This is a genomic window from Mycobacterium sp. SMC-4, assembly GCF_025263265.1.
GTDB lineage: Bacteria > Actinomycetota > Actinomycetes > Mycobacteriales > Mycobacteriaceae > Mycobacterium.
On record NZ_CP079869.1, the window covers coordinates 789005 to 806004 of the forward strand.

The window sequence follows — 17000 nt, forward strand, 5'->3', positions numbered from 1 at the left end:
TTGAGGCTGCGTCAGCGGTGGGGGTTACTCGCACTTTTGCGCCGTGAGCGCAGACTCGACACCCGAGACTGGGCGGCCGGTGAGCGTGTCCAGCAGCGCGACGAACTGGTCATCGACGAAATGCGTGTGCGGCAGATGTGCCAGCCGCGCCAACAATTCCGCAGGCAGGGCCGGATTCGGCCCGCGTACCACCGCTTCGAGGGCCAGCACCATCGCTTCGCCGTACTCTCCGATCCCCAGCAGCACGAACGCCGTGTTCACTTCGTCGCCGACCAGCGACGCGCGGCAGTGCTCGACGAGCTCCCACGCCACGTCGCTGAGCTCGGCCCTGTCCATGACGTCAATTCTCGACCACCCGCCGCTGCGGCGCGCGGCGAGCGGCTAGCGCACGGCCAGGTAGTGATGCGACACCGGCGTGCCCACCACGTGGGCGAGCACCGCCTGCTCGATCAGCAGATCCTGGCCGGTCTGGCGGACATAGTGCTGATGCATGTGCTCACCCCACGAGCGCACGATGAAGGTTTCCACGAACGTCGCCTCGTGCTCGACGTCGCGGTAAAGCTGCCACTGCGACGCCCCGGTACGCAGCCGCGAGCGACCCTGCACCGCCATCGCCGCCAGGAACTCCGGCTCCTGGTCCGGGTCCACCCGGTAGGTGATCGACACCATCACCGGACCGTCGAGCGGCTCCGGCTCGAAAACCAGCATCGGCTCCGGCCAGTGCGCCGACGGCGACAGATCGAGGTTTCCGGTCTTGGCGTGCAGTGGCCACCACAGCGAGGACAACGCGCACACCAGCAGCAACACCGTGCTGACCAGCAGGCTGGTGACGCTGCTGGTGCCGCCGGCCAGCAGCCCCCACGCCAGCGATCCCAGCGCCTGGCCACCCATGAAGATCAGCTGATACATCGACAGGCCGCGGGCGCGTACCCACGCCGGCAGGCTCAGCTGCATTGAGGCGTTGAGCGTGGACAACGACAACAGCCACGACGCGCCGCCGATCACCAGGGCCACCACCACCAGCGCGAAGACGTGCACCAGCGCCAGCACCGCGGTGGCCACCGCGAAACCGACCGCCCCGATGGTCAGCAGCGCATTCTGGTCGAACCATCGGCGCAACACCGACAGCGCAAACGCACCGGCCACCGCGCCCACACCCAACGACCCCAGCAGCAACCCGTAGCCCGACGACGACAACCCCAACTGGTTGGCCGCGATCACCGGCAGCAGTCCCCACAGCGCGCTGGCCGGGGCGATGAACAGTGCCGCCCGCAGCAGGATGCGGCGCACAATCGGCGAGCTGCGGATGAAGCGGCCACCCGTCGTCAGCGCCGCCAGAGCGCGCTCCGACGGGTACTCGTTCTGCACGGCGGGCCGACGCCACCAGACCAACACCACCACGATCCCGATGAACGAGATCGCGTTCAGCCCGAACACCAGCGTCGGACCTGCCACCGAAACCAGCACACCCGCGATCGCCGGCCCGATCGCCCGCGCGCCGTTCATGCTCATGCTGCCCAGCGCCGCCGCCGCCGGAATCTGGTGCGACGGAACAAGGTCGGGCTGGATGGCTTGCCAGGCGGGCGCGGTGAGCGCCTGCCCGCACCCGATGAGGAACAGCAGCGTCAGCAGCACCGCCGGCGTCGTCAACCCGAACCCGGTCAGCGACGCGAGCAGACCCACCCCCGCGGCCATCGCGCCCTGGGTGGCGATCAGCAGTCGTCGCCGGTCGATCAGGTCGGCCAGCACGCCCGACGGCAACGCCAGCAGCATCACCGGCAACGTCGCCGCGGTCTGCACCAGCGGCACCAGCACCGCCGCACCCGGGTCGCCGACCAGCATCCACTGCGCGCCGACCATCTGCATCCAGGTGCCCAGGTTGGACACGAACTGCGCGATCCACAACGCGCGGAAGACCGGGTTCTGCAGCGGCGCCCACGTCGACGGCGATCGGGTGTCTTCCGCCGTCATCCACCCCTCCTGTGGTCGATGCTCACAGTAGGGGTGTGTACCCGTTGCCGTGAACAGCGCCCAAGGCGGGGTGTCCAGCAGGAGAGCGCGCGCCGATTCTGCGCCGCTCGGCGACGTCGGCTCAGAGCGGAAGCAGGATCCCCTTCACCGAGGGGTCGGTCGCCAGAAAGTTCTGCACGGCTGGATCTTTGAAGGCCTCGACGAGCTTTGTGATGTTGTCGGTGTCGGCCCAGCGGCTGCCGATGGTCAGCTGGCCGGCGAACTCGTCCGGGGCAGGCGGGGCGAAGATCTGTCGCTCGATCGGGACCTTGGCGGCCAGGTAGTACTCGGTGTAACCGACCGCGGCGTCCAGGTCGGGCAGCGAACGCGACTGCGCGGCGAAGTCCAGCAGCGTGAACTTCAGGTTCTTGGGGTTGGCCACGATGTCCTTCTGCGTGGCGGTCCACTTGTCGACTTCCGGGTTCAGCCCGATCAGTCCCGCGCGCTCGAGCAACCACAGACCCTGGGCTTCATTGGCCGGATCGGAGTACAGCGAGATGTTCGCCCCGTCCGGGATCTGCGCCACGTCGGTGTACTTGTCCGACCAGATCCCGAAACCCCACCGGAACACCGGTGTCGCGGCCTCCTCGCGGAAGTCCGGATTGGCCTCCAGCACCTGGCCCAACCACAGCTTGTGCTGATAGATCGTGCCGGCCACCTCGCCGTCGCTGACGGCGCGGTTGATCGTGTTGCTGTCGGCCAACCCGCGGAACGCCACCGTGATGCCGTGGCGCGGCGCCACCTCACGGGCGATGAACTCGATGAGCGCCTGCTCGGCGGCGTTGCCCTCGTTGGTGGCCACCACCAGCGTGGCGCCGGGTATCTCGTTGGCGGACTGGGATTCTGCGAAGAACAGGAAGCGTCCGGCGATGACCGCCACGATCGCGACGGCCAGGCCGGCCGCGATCCACAACCATGTCGGTCGCTTCTTCAGTTCGAATCCGTGCTCGACGGGAGTATCGGTGGCGGTCATACGGTGACGGTTCCTCTCAGGCGGGCATGCGGTGTGGTGAAGCGGACGAGTGCGTCGCCGACCAGTTGCACGGCGGCGACGGTGACGACGAGGATGACGATGGTGGCGAGCATGACGCCCTGATCAAAACGCTGATAGCCGTAGGTCACTGCGACGTAACCGATTCCGCCGGCGCCGATGGTTCCGGCGATTGCCGAGTACTCGATCATCGCGATGACGTTGATGGTCAGACCGCCGAGGATCGACGGGACCGCCTCGTTGAGCTGCGCGGTGCGGATGATCTGCAGACGTGACCCGCCGGAGGCGCGAGCCACCTTCACCACCGACGGCGGCACCGAGCGCAACGAGTTCTCCACGATGCGGGTGAAGAACGCGATACCGGCCAGCGACATCGGCACCACCGCGGCCGCGATACCGATGTTGGTTCCGGTGATGAACCGGGTGAACGGCATGATCGCGGCCATCAGGATCAGAAACGGCAGCGAACGCCCGATGCTGATCACCCAGCTCAAAACCGTGTGCAGGGCTGGGTTCTCGAACAATCCGCCTGGTGCCAGATTGTGCACCAGCGCGCCCAGCGGCACCCCGACCAGAACCACGATCGCCATCACGATGCCGACCATCGTCAAGGTGTCGAGCAGAGCGGGGAACAACAGCCCAGGCAGCTCGCCCACCGGAACCTTGCTGGCCACAAGCGTTTCGGTCATGCCGCACCGCGCAGCAGCACGTCGCCGGTGGCCAGGCCGTAGCGGGCCAGCACCGCCGCGGCCCGATCGGAGAGCTCGGCGGGGATACCCAGGGTCGCCGCGCCCACCGGCACGCCGTGAACCTCCTGCACCGAAGCGCCCAGCACAGCAATCGGCGCACCCAGATCGGCCGACGCGCGGGCGATCCAGTCCGCGGGCACATCGGGGGAGTCATAGACCACGTTCCACACCTGCTGGCCCGCCGCGGGTCGGGTGGCCACCCCCTGCGGGCGCAGCTCGGCGCCGAGCGCAGAGTCCCGGTCGGTCAGAAGATCTGTCAGACGGCCGGATTCGACGATGGTGCCGTGGTCCAAACGTGCCACCGAGTCGGCGACCTTGAGCACCGTGTCCATCTCGTGGGTGATGAACACGATCGACAGGTCGAGGTCGTCGCGCAGCTCGCGCAACAGGTCGACCACCGATGCGGTGGTCGACGGGTCCAGGCCTGCGGTCGCCTCGTCGGACAGCAGCACCGACGGACGCAACGCGAGAGCGCGCGCGATGCCGACCCGCTGCTTCTGCCCGCCCGACAGCTGGAACGGGTAATGGTCAGCCCGTGCGGACAGGCCGACGCGATCGAGCAGTTCGGCGACCCGCTTGCGGGACTCGGTTGCCGTGACGCCGAGATACTCCAGTGGCAAAGCGACGTTCTCGGCTGCCGTGCGCCGCTCCAGCAGACCGGCAGACTGGAACACCGTCCCGATGCGCCGCCGCGCCACCCGCAACTTGTCTGCCGACAGCGTGGTGAGGTCCTCGCCGTTGACGACCACCGACCCCGACGTCGGCGCAGTCAGCAGGTTGATGCACTCGGCCAGGGTGCTCTTGCCTGCGCCGCTCGGGCCGACCACCGCGAGGATCTCGCCGGCCTGCACCCGGAACGTGATGCCGTCGAGCACCACGGTGCGGTGTTCTCCGCGGCCGTAGACCTTGGTCAGCTCGGTGAGCTCGATCATGGAGGATCCTTTGGGAAGTGAGGGACGCAGGCGTCATCGCCGTCGGTCGGTCACGTTGTCAAACCGTCCCCGCTCCGGACAGCATTGCGCTCAGGGTGAGTCAATCGCGATGAGCACAACGGGACGTCACGGCGGGCTGATCTCGTTGCACCGAGCCTTCAGCCGGTCCAGCAGCGCTTCGTCGGACTTCACGTCCAGTGCGATGGCACCCAGATCGATGGTGCCGTTGGCGTGGGACAGGATCCGCGGGAACGCGTCGACCAGTTCGACGAGCTCGTCGATGAACACGCGGTAGGCCTCCAGCGGTTCGTGCAGCACCCGGGCGCAGTCGCGCAACACGTCAGAATGCGCCGACGGCGCGGACAGCGCGCGGCACTGCTCGGACAACTCCAGCAGCCGCACGTGATAGTCCATCAGCCGGCCAGCGACGTGCTCGATGGCGTCGGCATCAGGGTCGGGGCCGCGCTGCCCCAGCGCCCGCATGAAGTCCGGCGCCGCCATGAATGCCATGACCTGGTGCAGGATCGCCCACATGTCGTCGACCAAGGAGTACACCCGGTCGGCAAGTTCGCTGCCGCTGTAGATGCGGGTCGTCGTCGCCGGGACGAACCCCAGCGCGCTATCGCGCAGCCGCGCTGCCAACGCTTCCCTGCGCTGCAGCAGAATTGACGTGAACAGCGCCCAGTGCCATTGCTGTGGCCGCTGCGTGCGCAGCGCGGTCAACCCGCTGCCGGTACGGGTGATGGTCGCGATCGGCCGGTCCTCGTCGTCGTCCTCGTCCTGGTCGACGGGGTCGTCCTCGGTGACCCGGCGCATCACCGCGGCACCGTCGGGACCGTAGGTGCCCCGACTGTCGCCGATCAGCGACCACCGGTGCTGCCGGTCGGCGCGAATCCTGAGGTCCAGCTCGCGCCTGCGATCGCGCTCGGCGGCGGCGTCGCGCAACTCGTCCTGACGCCGCAACCAGACAAAGAGCCAGGACAGCAGCCCGGTCAGCGCCACCGCGCCCAGAATCCACCAGATGTACTGAATCACCACACCGAACAGCACCAAGAAGATGAACGCGGCGACGAAACCGCCGCCAGACTCCGATCGTCGCTCCCCCATGGGCGCACGATAGACACGGGCACTGACAGATTCGTCAGAGCCGGCGCGCCACCTCCCCGTAGCGCTCGAACCGGTCCGGGTCCGACAGCGCGTTGTAGAGCACCAGGCGGGTGGCCGTCCCGCCGTACTTGCCGGCCAGCGCGTCAGCCAGACCGTCCCACGTCGACTCGGTGGCGAAGGTGGCGATGTGCTCGTCGGTGATCTGCGCGGCCATGCCCGCGAAATCGCCGGCCTTCTGCTTTTCCCGCAGGCGTGCCGTCGTCCCCTCGAAGCCGGCCTCATCCCAGATGAACGCGTAGTTCGGGGTGCTGCCGTAGAAACTCATGCTGGCGCGCACCAGCTCACGCTCGCGGTGGCGCTCCTCGTCGCTGTCGCCGACGATCGTCATCACCGGCACGATGATCGCGAGGTCGTCCGTCGAGCGCCCCGACTTCGCCGCTCCCTCGGCAAGACTGGGCAGCACATGGCGGGCGAGGTAACCGGGCTCGCCGAGTGGGTGCACGTGCACACCGTCGGCGACCTCGCCGGCCATCCGCAACATCCACGGATTCACCGCGGCCACATCAACCTTCGGGTCCGGCGCATCGATCGGGCCGGCGCTCCACTGGGGCGTGATGAAGTCCAGGCTGTAGAAGTCGCCGCGGTGCTCGAGCGTGCCGGTCCGGAACGCGGTGAAACACGCCTTGACCGCCCGCACGTAGTCGCGCAGTCGCGGGCCGGGACGCTCGAACTCCACCCCGTAGCGCCGCACCACATGCGTGCGCACCTGGGTGCCCAACCCCAGCCGGAAGTGGCCTCCGGTGGCCTCCTGCAGCTCCCACGCCGTCGCGGCCGTGATGAACGGGCTGCGCGGAAAGGCCACCGCCACTCCCGTGGACAACTCCAATCCCGGCGCGGCCTGCGCCGCCAGTGCGGCGTTCAAATACGGGGTGCGGCCGGTCTCGGTGAAGAGCATCCCGTCGAACCCGGCGCTTTGGGTCCGCCGGGCAAGATCGCCGATCGCCTGCAGCGGCTGCGGGGTGGTCATCACGTCGACGTGCACAGATCGCACCCTACGCCCGCGCCGGGCGCACATCGCTGCGACGCTGCGCACCTGGTGCCGATGACCGATCGTGCCCGGCGTCACATCGAGTTAATACGGCAGAAATTGCGTTGCCACACCGGTGTCGTTGACTGGGATCACACCCAGCCGCCGTCTGAAGGACCGCACCGTGACACTCGACGCGCCCAAGCAACTGACGATCGTGCGGGGTGCCTGCCCGCACGACTGCCCCGACACCTGCGCGATGCTCTACCACGTCGAAGACGGCAAACTTGTTGATGTCAAAGGAGATCCGGACCATCCGATGACCCGCGGTGGGCTGTGCGTCAAGGTCAAGAACTTTCACGAGCACCACTACCAGCCCGATCGCCTGCTCTACCCGATGCGCCGGGTCGGCGCCAAGGGTGCCGGCGAGTTCGAACGGATCAGCTGGGAGGAGGCGCTGGCCGAGATCAAAGCCCGGTGGACGGAGATCATCGACACCTACGGCAGCCAGGCGATCATGCCGCACGCCTACCTCGGCCATCAGGGCGTGCTCAACGGGCTCACCTCGGGCGACGCGTTCTTCAACCGGTTGGGCTCCACCGTCGCAGAGAAGACCTACTGCGAATCGGGATCCTCGACCGCCTGGCACATGACGGTCGGAGGATCGGGCGGGCTGGACGTCGAGTCGATGGCCCACGCGAAGTACATCATCGTCTGGGGCATGAACATGACCAGCACGAACCTGCACGGCTGGCCGTTCCTGCTGGAGGCGCGCAAGAACCACGGCGCCAAGATCGTCGTGATCGACCCGGTGCGCAATCGCACTGCCCGACAGGCGGATTGGCACATCCCGATCCGTCCCGGCACCGACGGCGCTCTGGCGATGGGGATGATGCACGAGATCATCGCCCAGGGCCTGGTCGACACCGACTACGTCGAGAACTACACGGTCGGCTACGACGAACTCGCCGACCGCGCCGCGCAGTACCCGCCCGAACGCGTCGAGGAGATCACCGGCATCCCGGCCGACGACGTCCGCAGGCTCGCCTTCGAGTACGCCACCACCCAGCCCGCGGCGATCCGACAGGGTGTCGCTTTGGAGCGCAGTCGTGGCGGAGGTCAGGCGATCCGCGCCATCACCTGCCTGCCCGCCCTGGTCGGCGCGTGGCGCCATGTCGGCGGTGGCACCATGGAGATGCCGATCTGGGAGTTCCCGACCAAGTTCGACGAGATCTGCAAACCGGAATGGATCCCTGAGGGCACCCGGGTGGTCAACGAACTCGATCTCGGCATGGCGCTGACCGGCGAGATGGAACTCGACCCGCCGATCAAGTCGCTGTTCGTGTACAACTCGAACCCCGTCTCGCAAGGTCCCGCGCAGCAGAAGACGATGCAGGGGCTGATGCGCGAGGACCTGTTCACCGTCGTCAGCGAGCACTTCATCACCGACACAGCGAAATTCGCCGACCTGCTGCTGCCGGCGACGATGCAAGCCGAGCAGCTCGACATCATGGTCACCTGGGGCCATCTGTACATCTCGCTGAACCAGCCCGCGATCGAGCCGCCCGGGGAGTGCGTGCCCAACGTCGAGCTGTTTCGGCGACTTGCGAGAACCATGGAGTTCGACGCGGAATCCATGGCCTACTGGGAACGCACCGACCGGGAGATGCTCATCGATTTCCACGACTGGGATGCGCCGGCGCTGGAGGGCATCACCTACGAGAAGCTCGAAGACCTCGGTTGGATGCGGCTGAACGTCGGAACCCCCGACGTCCGAGCACCGCACGCGCAGGGCAATTTCCCGACGCCGTCGGGCAAGTGCGAGTTCAAATCCAGCCTCGCCGAGGGCGGCAACTTCGTGGTGCCGGTGTGGCGGTCGATGTATGAGGCGATGCAGCCCGGCGGTTACGTCGACCCGCTGCCCGACTACGTGCCGCCGTTCGAGTCACCGCAGTCCAACCCCGAACTCGCCGAACGCTTCCCGCTGTCGATCATCTCGCCCAAACCGCACGCCTTCCTCAACAGCCAGTACGGAAACTCCGCGGACAAGCAGAAGGTGCAGGGCGAGCAGCGGGTGTTCATCCATCCCGCCGACGCAGCCGAGCGCGGCATCGCCGAGGGAGAGCTGGTCCGCGTCTTCAACGACCGGGGTGCCTTCCAGGGTCCGGCCGCCTACGACGACGGCCTGCTTCCCGGGTTGGTCATGGCCAATGTCGGGCATTGGCAGGACAAATCATCAGGCACCACGGTCAATGCGATCACCGCCGACCGGCACTGCGGGCTCGGTAACGCCGGTGTCTACGGTGACAACCTGGTCGAGGTCGAGAAGTTCGATGAGCAGGCCCTGGAAAGAGAAGCCAGCTGAACTACGACAAGTGCTCGTCCAGTAGCGTCAGCGCCCTGAAGTAGTCCCCCTCCGGCAAGGGGTTGTCGTGCGCGGTGGCGATGATGACACCGACCAGCGCACCGGCGATCATCCGTCGTTCGAATTCGTCGACGTCCGGCCCGAGACGATCCGCCAGGACGTCGGCGAGCAGGTCGATCAGTCGGATGTACTCGGCGTAGATCAGACCGTAGGCCTCGGGCACCTGATACAGCAGCCGCTGGCCAATGATCGCGTCCTCGCGTTCCTCGGCGGACAGGCCGCCGAACACTGTGTGGATCGCGTGGCGATAGGCCGCCACCGTTGACAACTCCTTCGGAGCCGCGGCGAATGCGGCGACAACGGGCGACACATGGTCATCGGAGATCAGGACAGCTTCCTTGACGCCGAAATACCGGTAGAACGTGCGCGGCGAGACCTCGGCGGCCTCCGCGATCTGCTCGACGGTCGTGTTCGCATAGCCATGCTGCTCGAACAGCCGGAACGCGGCTCGGCGGATGGCCAGCCGGGTCTGCGCCTTCTTCCGTTCGCGCAAACTGCCGGAGTCCTCGGGCACGAACACGCTGCAAGTTTCCCTTATCAAACAGTTTCCGCCAACATGGCAGTCACTGCTGGTTCATCGCTTTGCTCGCGAAGCCCAGAAGTGGCTTCTTCAATGCCGTCACCGCAGCCGCGTCACCATCGGCCAGCGCATTGGTGACCAGCGCGGAGATCGCGGACACCAACGCCTGACAGGCGAAACGGTCGGCTGCACTGCGAGCGTTGAACACCTTCGCGGCGGCCTTGACGAACTCCTGCTGCAGTTCGACGCGCCGACGCATGGCCTCCGGTCCGGCTGCGTACACCTCGACCAGGAACAGCCGCGACCGGAGCGGGTCCAGCGCGATGAAGTTCAGATACCGGTCCAGCATGACCTCGAAGCGCTCCATCGGCGTTCCGGTCGTCGGGCTCGCATGCATGGCCGCCACAACACGCTGCTGGGACCGCGCGAAGGCCGCCATGAAGCAGTCCTGCTTGGAGGTGAAGTGCTGGTAGAAGGTCGCTTTGGAAACGCCGGCGGCTTTGATGAGATCGTCGACCGTGGTGTGGCTGTAGCCGTTCTGCGCCATCACCGTCGCAAGGGCCGTGAACAACCGCTGCTTCTGGTGCGCGGCGACTTCTTGCCGGGAGAGCTGGTGTCGCCCAGATGCGAGTCGCTCGGCCATCTGTGGTCTCCTCTGACCCCGTCTGCCGTGTCCCCGAGGCCGAGTATAGGTACGTCAGCGCTCGGCGGTTCCGGCCGCTGCTCGGCGCCCGCAACCAGAAACTGCTTCGTTTTCGAAAACTGCGTCGTTTATGTACGATTCAGCGGGGCCTGACTCGTGTGAGCGGCCCCGGGGGCGCGCGCAGCGAGGGGTTGGGTAGCGCTTCTTGGGCAGGGTGTGTCGGCTGCTGATGTCACCACAATGGGGGAGTGGTGACATCTCAGTCGGCCGCTCCGGGCGCCACCGCAGCGGCGTGTCCGCCACTCATTTGTCAGATTCCGTTCATTTGTTGATCTCGGTGTGCTCACCTGGCCGCGCCAAGCTCCACCCGTCCCAGGAGCACAACTGAAGAGGGTGAGCGATGACGGCCTCGCATGTGGCCCGCGCGACGGCGACCGCGGCGATCATGGCGTTCGTGCTGGCGGCGTGCTCGCGCGAGACACCAGACGAGACGCCCGCCCCGGACCTGCCCCCGCGCGCGTCGGCGGCCGTCGACTTCGACCTTCCCGACGCCGAGCGCTATCACCGTCTGGCCACCTACCCGGTGTATCTGAACGCTGCGGCCGAGGAACGAGACGACGAGACGGTCGCCGAGATCTCCACCGTCACCCCCGACGGGAACACTGTCATCTACACCGATGCGGCCGGCAAGCGCATCGGCTTCCTCGATATTCGGGATCCCGCCAATCCTGTTGGTCAGGGCACTCTTTCGTTGTCAGAGCTCGGCAATGCCGACGATCAGCCCACCTCGGTGGCAGCGGTCGGCGAGTACGTGTTGGTCGTCATCGACACCACCGGCGGTGACTTCGCCAACCCGTCCGGTCGCGTCGACGTCGTCCGCGTCGCCGATCGCACCCGGGTGCACAGCGTCGATCTCGGCGGCCAACCCGACTCGATCGCCATCGCCGAGGACGGGTCCTTCGCCGCGATCGCCATCGAGAACCAGCGCGACGAAGAGTTCACCCCGCCCGGAGCCGACGAAGGTGACCTCCCGCAACCACCCACCGGTTTCGTCGCGCTGCTCGACCTCGTGGGCGCGCCCGACACGTGGACCTCGCGGCGCGTCGACTTCGACGTCGAGGCGGCGCGAAGCGCAGGCCTGGACACCCCCGATGACCTCGAACCGGAGTACGTCAGCATCAATTCCCGCGGTCAGGTCGCGGTGACGCTGCAGGAGAACAACGGCATCGCGATCATCGACGGCCGCACCGGCGAGGTCGAGAAGATCTTCAGCGCCGGCAGCCAGTCGGTCAGCGGAATCGACACCGTCGAGGACGGTCAGATCGACCAGAGCGGTTCGATCACCGACCTCCCACGTGAACCCGACGCCATCGGCTGGATCGGTGACAGCCACGTCACCACCGCCAACGAGGGTGACTGGAAGGGCGGCACCCGCGGTTGGACGATCTTCGACGCCGGCACCGGCGATGTCGTCTGGGACGCCGCAAACACCTTCGAACAGTTGGCCGTGCGCGCCGGCCTGCACATCGAGAGTCGCGCCGAGTCCAAGGGGCCCGAGCCCGAAGGTCTTGCGATCACCGAGATCGGCGGACGCCCGGTGGCGCTCGTCGCGTCGGAGCGCAGCAACTTCGTGGCGGTCTACGACGTCAGCGACGTCACCGCCCCGGTGTTCCGGCAGATCCTGCCGACCACTCCCGGCCCGGAGGGCGTGCTGGCCGTCCCGGCACGTGACCTGCTGGTCATCTCGTCGGAAGCCGACGACGCCGAGGCCGGTGTGCGTGCCTCGGTGAGCATCTACGGCTTCGGCCAGCGATACGCCGCCACCGGTGGCCAACCGCCGTTCCCGTCGATCGTGTCCGGCGACGTCGACGGCACCCCGATCGGGTGGGGTGCGCTCGGTGCGCTGACGGCTGATCCGGCCGACGCGAACCGCCTCTACACCAGCACCGACAATGCGTACGGGCCGGCGCGCGTTCTCGGTATCGACCTGACGCAGACCCCGGCGCTGATCGATACCGAACTGCCGATCACCGACGGTGGTGAACCGGTCACCCTCGATGTCGAGGGCATCGCGGCCAAACCTGACGGCGGCTTCGTGCTGGCGGTCGAGGGCGAGGACGGCCCAGGCAACCAGTTGGTGTTCGTCGGCGCCGACGGCGCGATCGAGACTCGGGTGTCGCTGCCCACCGATATCGCCACGGGCCTGGGCAGCCAAGGGTTGGAAGGCGTCGCGGTCGACAACGGCACGGTGTGGGTGGCCCTGCAGCGGGAGGTGCAGACCGATCCGGACGGTGTGGCCCGACTCGGCCGCTACACTGTGGCCGACGACAGCTGGGAATGGTTCGGCTATCAGCTCGAGTCGACCGACACCGACCGCGACTGGATCGGGCTGTCCGAGATCCAGGTGCACGACGACTCGCTGCTGGTCCTGGAGCGCGACAAGCTCAACGGTCCCGACGCCCGGGTGAAGGCCATCTACCGGGTGGCCGTCCCCGACAGCGAGGGCACGACGGGTACCGCGGCGCCCCAGGTTCTGCCGAAGACGTTGGCACGCGACGTCCTTCCGGATCTGCAGGCCACCCGCGGCTACACCCAGGAGAAGGTCGAGGGCTTCGCCGTCGCCGGCAACGGCAGGCTCTATGTGGTCACCGACAACGACGGTCTCGACGACGCCAGCGGTGAAACCGTTTTCCTCGACCTCGGACCGGCAGCCGACGCACTATCCCGGTAACGCCCCGGCCGGGCCCGCTACATTCGCATCGTGACGGTGTGGGAGATGGACCAGTCGCACGGTGAACTGTTGGTGGCCACCGGCGTCACCGGCCCGGCAGCGAAGATGGGGCACCGACTCACCATCGAGATGGGGTCGTGGCGCGCGCGGCTGCGATTCGACGCCGACCGGCCCGCCGAGGTCGACGTCACCGTCGACGTCGATTCGCTGCAGGTGCTGCGTGGCGAGGGCGGTCTGAAGGGGCTCTCCGGGCCGGAGAAGGTCCTGGCCCGGTCCAACGCGCTCGGCACCCTCGACGCCAAGCGTCACCCCCACATCCGGTTCCACGCCGACGATATCGACGCGATCGACGACGGATACCGGTTGGCTGGAACGCTGGAGATCCACGGCACCGCGCGCGAGCAGACGGTGGACGTGCACGTCGCGGATCTGGGGGACACCTGGCGGATGTCCTGCGAGGTTCCGGTGCGGCAGTCGGTGTTCGGGGTCAAGCCGTATTCGATGATGATGGGCGCGATGAAGGTCGTCGACGACGTGACGGTGACATTCGGCGCCGACCGGGTTAAGGACTGATTAGACCGGCGCCGGTGGCGTCTACATCTATACAGCCTGTTCTGCGGGCAGTTGGCCCCGTACTGCGAAAAACGCGGTAGGGCAGCGAAAAGCGGCGCACCTTGCATATATGAACACGTCGTATATCATAACTAATGAACGATCAGTCCATAAAGCTACGGAGTTGCGAACCGCGATCTGAGGTTCGCGCAGCGTCGATGCTGTCGTCGACCTAGCCCGTGCTTCCGTGTCGACGCCGCCACGACATCCGAACCAGAAAAGCAGGAACACATCATGCTTCCCCACTCGACACCGACATCACCGCTTCGGCGGTTGCATCCGTTCGTTCTCGCTATCGCCTTCATGAGCACCTATTACGTCGCGTTGCTGGGCCCCATCCTGCCTGCGGTGGCGGGGCCGCTCGGTGGAGACGCCATGGCGATCGGGCTGCTGTTCTCCACCTACTCACTGGCCCAGTTCCTCACCGCGCCGGTGCTGGGGGCACTCGGCGACCGCTACGGCAGACGGACCGTGCTCATGTTCAGCCTCGTCAGCGCACTGATCGGGTTCTCGATCTTCACCGTGGGGGCTGTGACCGGAGCCGGGCTGTGGATGCTTTTCCTGGGATGGATCATCGTGGGCGCCAGCGACTGTTGGATCGCGACCGCCTTCTCCTACGTGGCCGACACCACCGCGCCGGACATCCGCACACGGTTCTTTGCCTTCCTTACCGCGGGGATCGCTTCGGCCTTCGTGGTCGGCCCGGCCACCAGCGGGCTGTTCTCGGCAGTCGGCCCGACCGCACCGCTGTTCGTCTTGCTCACGCTGATATCCGGCGCACTGATCTGGGGTTACCGCGCAATGCCGGAGAGTCTGCCTCCCGCGCAGCGAGCCACCACACTGTCGGCTGCTCACATGAACCCGCTGTCGCAACTGCGTGACGTCCTGCGCTTCCCGCAACTGCGTCTGTTGCTCCTGGCCTATCTGCTGTTCTGGCCGGCGGTGATTGCGCTGTCGTCGAACATGCCGACGATGTTGACCGACCTCGCCGGCTGGGGCGCCGAGCGGATCGCGACGGTGTTGATGGTCTATGGGGCGCTGGTGGTCTCCATGCAGCTCGGCGTCGTCCCGGTACTGGCACGCCGTTACCGGGAGATCAACCTGGCGATCGTCGGCGCGATCCTGTCCGTCGTCGCCTTTGCCGCACTCGCGACCGTTCCCGCCACCCACGCGGCGCCGCTGGTCTACCTGGCGGTGGGGATATTCGGCCTGGGCCAGCCGCTGGTGCAAACCGGCATGGTCGCCACGATGTCCAAGAGCATGGATGCCGGTATTCAGGGCCGCGTCCAAGGGGCCATCGCCGCCACGATGGCTCTCGCCCAAGTGGTCGGCCCCGTGATCATCGGCGGGCTCTATCAGGCGGCTGGGCCGACGATCCCGTACCTCGTCGTCGCAGGACTGATCACGGTTTCGATCGCACTGATGGTCCTGGCGAGTCCGCGTCTGAAACATCTTGGCGCCCATCCGCCGGCCGTGGTCGCCGAGCCGGCGACATGACCGGCAGCACCATCGACCAGAAAGCAGCACAGATGATCACCGTGACCGCACCGACGAGCACCGTCGGCCGGCAGGTCGTCGACCGCCTCGTCAGCCATACAGTGCCGGTGCGCGTGGTGGCACGCCACCCCGACCGACTCGACAGCCGGGTGCGTGACCAGGTTCAGGTCGTCGAGGGATCACACGCCGACCCCGAGGTGGTCGCATCCGCCTTCGACGGAGCCGACGCGGTGTTCTGGCTCGTGCCGCCCGACCCGCACGCGGACGACGTCACTGCTGCCTACGTGGACTTCACGAGGCCTGCAGCGCAAGCCTTTCGAACGTACAACGTGGACCGCGTGGTCGGCGTCTCCGCGCTGGGGCGCGGCGGCCCCGCCAACTCGGGTCTGGTCGCCGCCTCGCTGGCGATGGACGACCTGATCGCGGACTCGGGGGTGAACTACCGCGCGCTGGCGATGCCTTCGTTCATGGACAACCTGCTGCGCCAGGCCGACGCCATCAAGAACCGCGGAGTGTTCTTCCAGCCGATCGACGGTGACCGCCCGATGCCCACCTGCGCCACCCGCGACATCGCCGACGCCGCGGTCACCCTGCTGCTCGACGAGTCGTGGACCGGGGTGGCAGAGGTCCCGGTGCTGGGCCCAGAGGACCTGTCCTTCACCGAGATGGCCGAGATCATGTCCGAGGTCCTGGGATGGCCGGTCCGATTCCAGCGCATCGACAACGCCGCGTACCAGGCCCAGCTGGTGAACAACGGGATGTCCGAGGCCATGGCCCAGGGCATGCTCGACATGCACATCGCCAAGAACGACGGACTCGACAACGCCGAGCCACGCACCCCCGAGGCATCGACACCCACCACCTTCCGGCAATGGTGTGAGAGCGTTCTCGTCCCCGCCCTGGCATGACCGAAGCCCTCCCTGAGCGGCAGCGGTGAATGACGTGACACACATCGTGTTTCCGGAATCGCCCACGGAAACATCGGTGTCGCAGTTGAACTCGCGTACGACGGCGAAGCCGGTGCGTTCCGGTTGTCGAGGCCGGGGCGACGTCGGCAGCCACGTATACTCATCGTTGATCATCGAGCAAAGAGAGGGGTCGATGACCGTGCCCGGCCGCTCGTCAGAAGTTGTCGCCCCACGGCGAGGCCGGGGCCGACGTCCCGCTGCCGAAGTTCGCCGAGCGGTGCTCGATGCGACCGTCCATCTGCTCTACACCGATGGCCTGACGGCCGTCACCTTCGAGCGGGTGGCCGCCGCCGCCGGTGCCAGCAAGGTCACGCTCTACAAATGGTGGCCCTCACCGGCGGTGCTGGCGTTCGAGGCTTACCACGCTGACGTCCGCCCCGTGCTCGCGTTCCCCGACACAGGCGAATTCCTCAGCGATCTCAGGACACAGATGCACGCGTTCGTGCGGACCCTGATGGAGCGGCCGGTAGCGGGTGGCCGAACCCGCGGCCAGGTGATCGCCGAGATGGTCGGGGCCGCTCAAGCCGACGAGACCTTCGCACGCGCCTTTCACGAGTATTACACCCACCCGCGGCAACGGTTGACGATCGAGCGCTTCGAGCAGGCCCGGCGACACGATCAGATTCCCGACCACATCGACCTACCAAGTCTGGCCGACCAGTTGTGGGGCGCGTGCTACCACCGCGTGATGCTGTTCGGCGAGTCGCTCGACAACGCCTACGTAGACACATTGATCCGTAACCTGTTCGGCGACAACCTGTCCGAGTAGCCGGTTGCGTGGCACTTGG

Annotated in this window: 15 protein-coding genes; 6 read left to right on the plus strand and 9 right to left on the minus strand. The window is 66.9% G+C overall.

Features of this window, described 5'->3' with window-relative positions:
* Positions 1-24: 24 nt before the first annotated feature.
* The 7 genes from KXD98_RS03780 to KXD98_RS03810 all read right to left on the minus strand — a co-directional run bounded on the left by KXD98_RS03780 (position 25) and on the right by KXD98_RS03810 (position 6831).
* Entirely contained in the window at positions 25-336 is a 312-nt protein-coding gene (locus KXD98_RS03780) for a hypothetical protein (RefSeq protein ID WP_260761946.1), read from the minus strand.
* Between the two features lie 45 nt (positions 337-381).
* The gene (locus tag KXD98_RS03785) at positions 382-1971 is read right to left on the minus strand and encodes an MFS transporter (RefSeq protein WP_260761947.1); all 1590 of its coding nucleotides are present in this window, start codon (positions 1969-1971) and stop codon (positions 382-384) included.
* A 121-nt stretch (positions 1972-2092) separates the two neighbouring features.
* Positions 2093-2983 carry a MetQ/NlpA family ABC transporter substrate-binding protein gene (locus KXD98_RS03790; RefSeq protein WP_260761948.1) on the minus strand — a complete coding sequence of 297 codons (891 nt, stop codon included), beginning with the start codon at positions 2981-2983 and terminating at the stop codon, positions 2093-2095.
* On the minus strand, positions 2980-3690 hold the full coding sequence (locus KXD98_RS03795) for a methionine ABC transporter permease (protein WP_260761949.1): 711 nt from the start codon (positions 3688-3690) through the stop codon (positions 2980-2982). The genes KXD98_RS03790 and KXD98_RS03795 overlap by 4 nt, the downstream gene beginning before the upstream one ends.
* A complete protein-coding gene (locus KXD98_RS03800) occupies positions 3687-4682 on the minus strand; it encodes a methionine ABC transporter ATP-binding protein (RefSeq protein WP_260761950.1) in 996 nt (331 codons plus the stop codon). The genes KXD98_RS03795 and KXD98_RS03800 overlap by 4 nt, the downstream gene beginning before the upstream one ends.
* A 126-nt stretch (positions 4683-4808) precedes the next feature.
* A complete protein-coding gene (locus KXD98_RS03805) occupies positions 4809-5789 on the minus strand; it encodes a hypothetical protein (protein ID WP_260761951.1) in 981 nt (326 codons plus the stop codon).
* A 34-nt stretch (positions 5790-5823) separates the two neighbouring features.
* Entirely contained in the window at positions 5824-6831 is a 1008-nt protein-coding gene (locus KXD98_RS03810) for a TIGR03617 family F420-dependent LLM class oxidoreductase (RefSeq protein WP_260761952.1), read from the minus strand.
* Between the two features lie 169 nt (positions 6832-7000).
* Here KXD98_RS03810 and KXD98_RS03815 point away from each other — a divergent pair, with 169 nt between their 5' ends.
* Positions 7001-9181: a molybdopterin-dependent oxidoreductase gene (locus KXD98_RS03815; RefSeq protein WP_260761953.1), complete on the plus strand. Its 2181-nt coding sequence runs from the start codon at positions 7001-7003 to the stop codon at positions 9179-9181.
* Position 9182: 1 nt separating this feature from the next.
* On the opposite strand, the gene KXD98_RS03820 is transcribed toward KXD98_RS03815, so the two are convergent.
* Together KXD98_RS03820 and KXD98_RS03825 are read right to left on the minus strand one after the other, a co-directional pair.
* The gene (locus KXD98_RS03820; protein ID WP_260761954.1) at positions 9183-9761 is read right to left on the minus strand and encodes a TetR/AcrR family transcriptional regulator; all 579 of its coding nucleotides are present in this window, start codon (positions 9759-9761) and stop codon (positions 9183-9185) included.
* Positions 9762-9804: 43 nt separating this feature from the next.
* Positions 9805-10404 (minus strand): TetR/AcrR family transcriptional regulator, encoded by a 600-nt coding sequence (locus KXD98_RS03825; protein ID WP_260761955.1) that lies wholly within the window; start codon positions 10402-10404, stop codon positions 9805-9807.
* 400 nt (positions 10405-10804) lie between these two features.
* On the opposite strand from KXD98_RS03825, the gene KXD98_RS03830 reads away from it, so the two are divergent.
* The 5 genes from KXD98_RS03830 to KXD98_RS03850 all read left to right on the plus strand — a co-directional run bounded on the left by KXD98_RS03830 (position 10805) and on the right by KXD98_RS03850 (position 16981).
* Complete coding sequence (locus tag KXD98_RS03830) at positions 10805-13135, plus strand: esterase-like activity of phytase family protein (RefSeq protein WP_260761956.1); 2331 nt, start codon at positions 10805-10807, stop codon at positions 13133-13135.
* A 45-nt stretch (positions 13136-13180) separates the two neighbouring features.
* Positions 13181-13708 carry a YceI family protein gene (locus KXD98_RS03835; protein ID WP_260764968.1) on the plus strand — a complete coding sequence of 176 codons (528 nt, stop codon included), beginning with the start codon at positions 13181-13183 and terminating at the stop codon, positions 13706-13708.
* Positions 13709-14050: 342 nt separating this feature from the next.
* Complete coding sequence (locus tag KXD98_RS03840; protein ID WP_260761957.1) at positions 14051-15244, plus strand: MFS transporter; 1194 nt, start codon at positions 14051-14053, stop codon at positions 15242-15244.
* Positions 15241-16152 (plus strand): NAD(P)H-binding protein, encoded by a 912-nt coding sequence (locus KXD98_RS03845; protein ID WP_260761958.1) that lies wholly within the window; start codon positions 15241-15243, stop codon positions 16150-16152. The genes KXD98_RS03840 and KXD98_RS03845 overlap by 4 nt, the downstream gene beginning before the upstream one ends.
* Before the next feature lie 193 nt (positions 16153-16345).
* Positions 16346-16981 (plus strand): TetR/AcrR family transcriptional regulator, encoded by a 636-nt coding sequence (locus tag KXD98_RS03850; RefSeq protein WP_260761959.1) that lies wholly within the window; start codon positions 16346-16348, stop codon positions 16979-16981.
* The last annotated feature ends 19 nt before the right edge of the window (positions 16982-17000 follow it).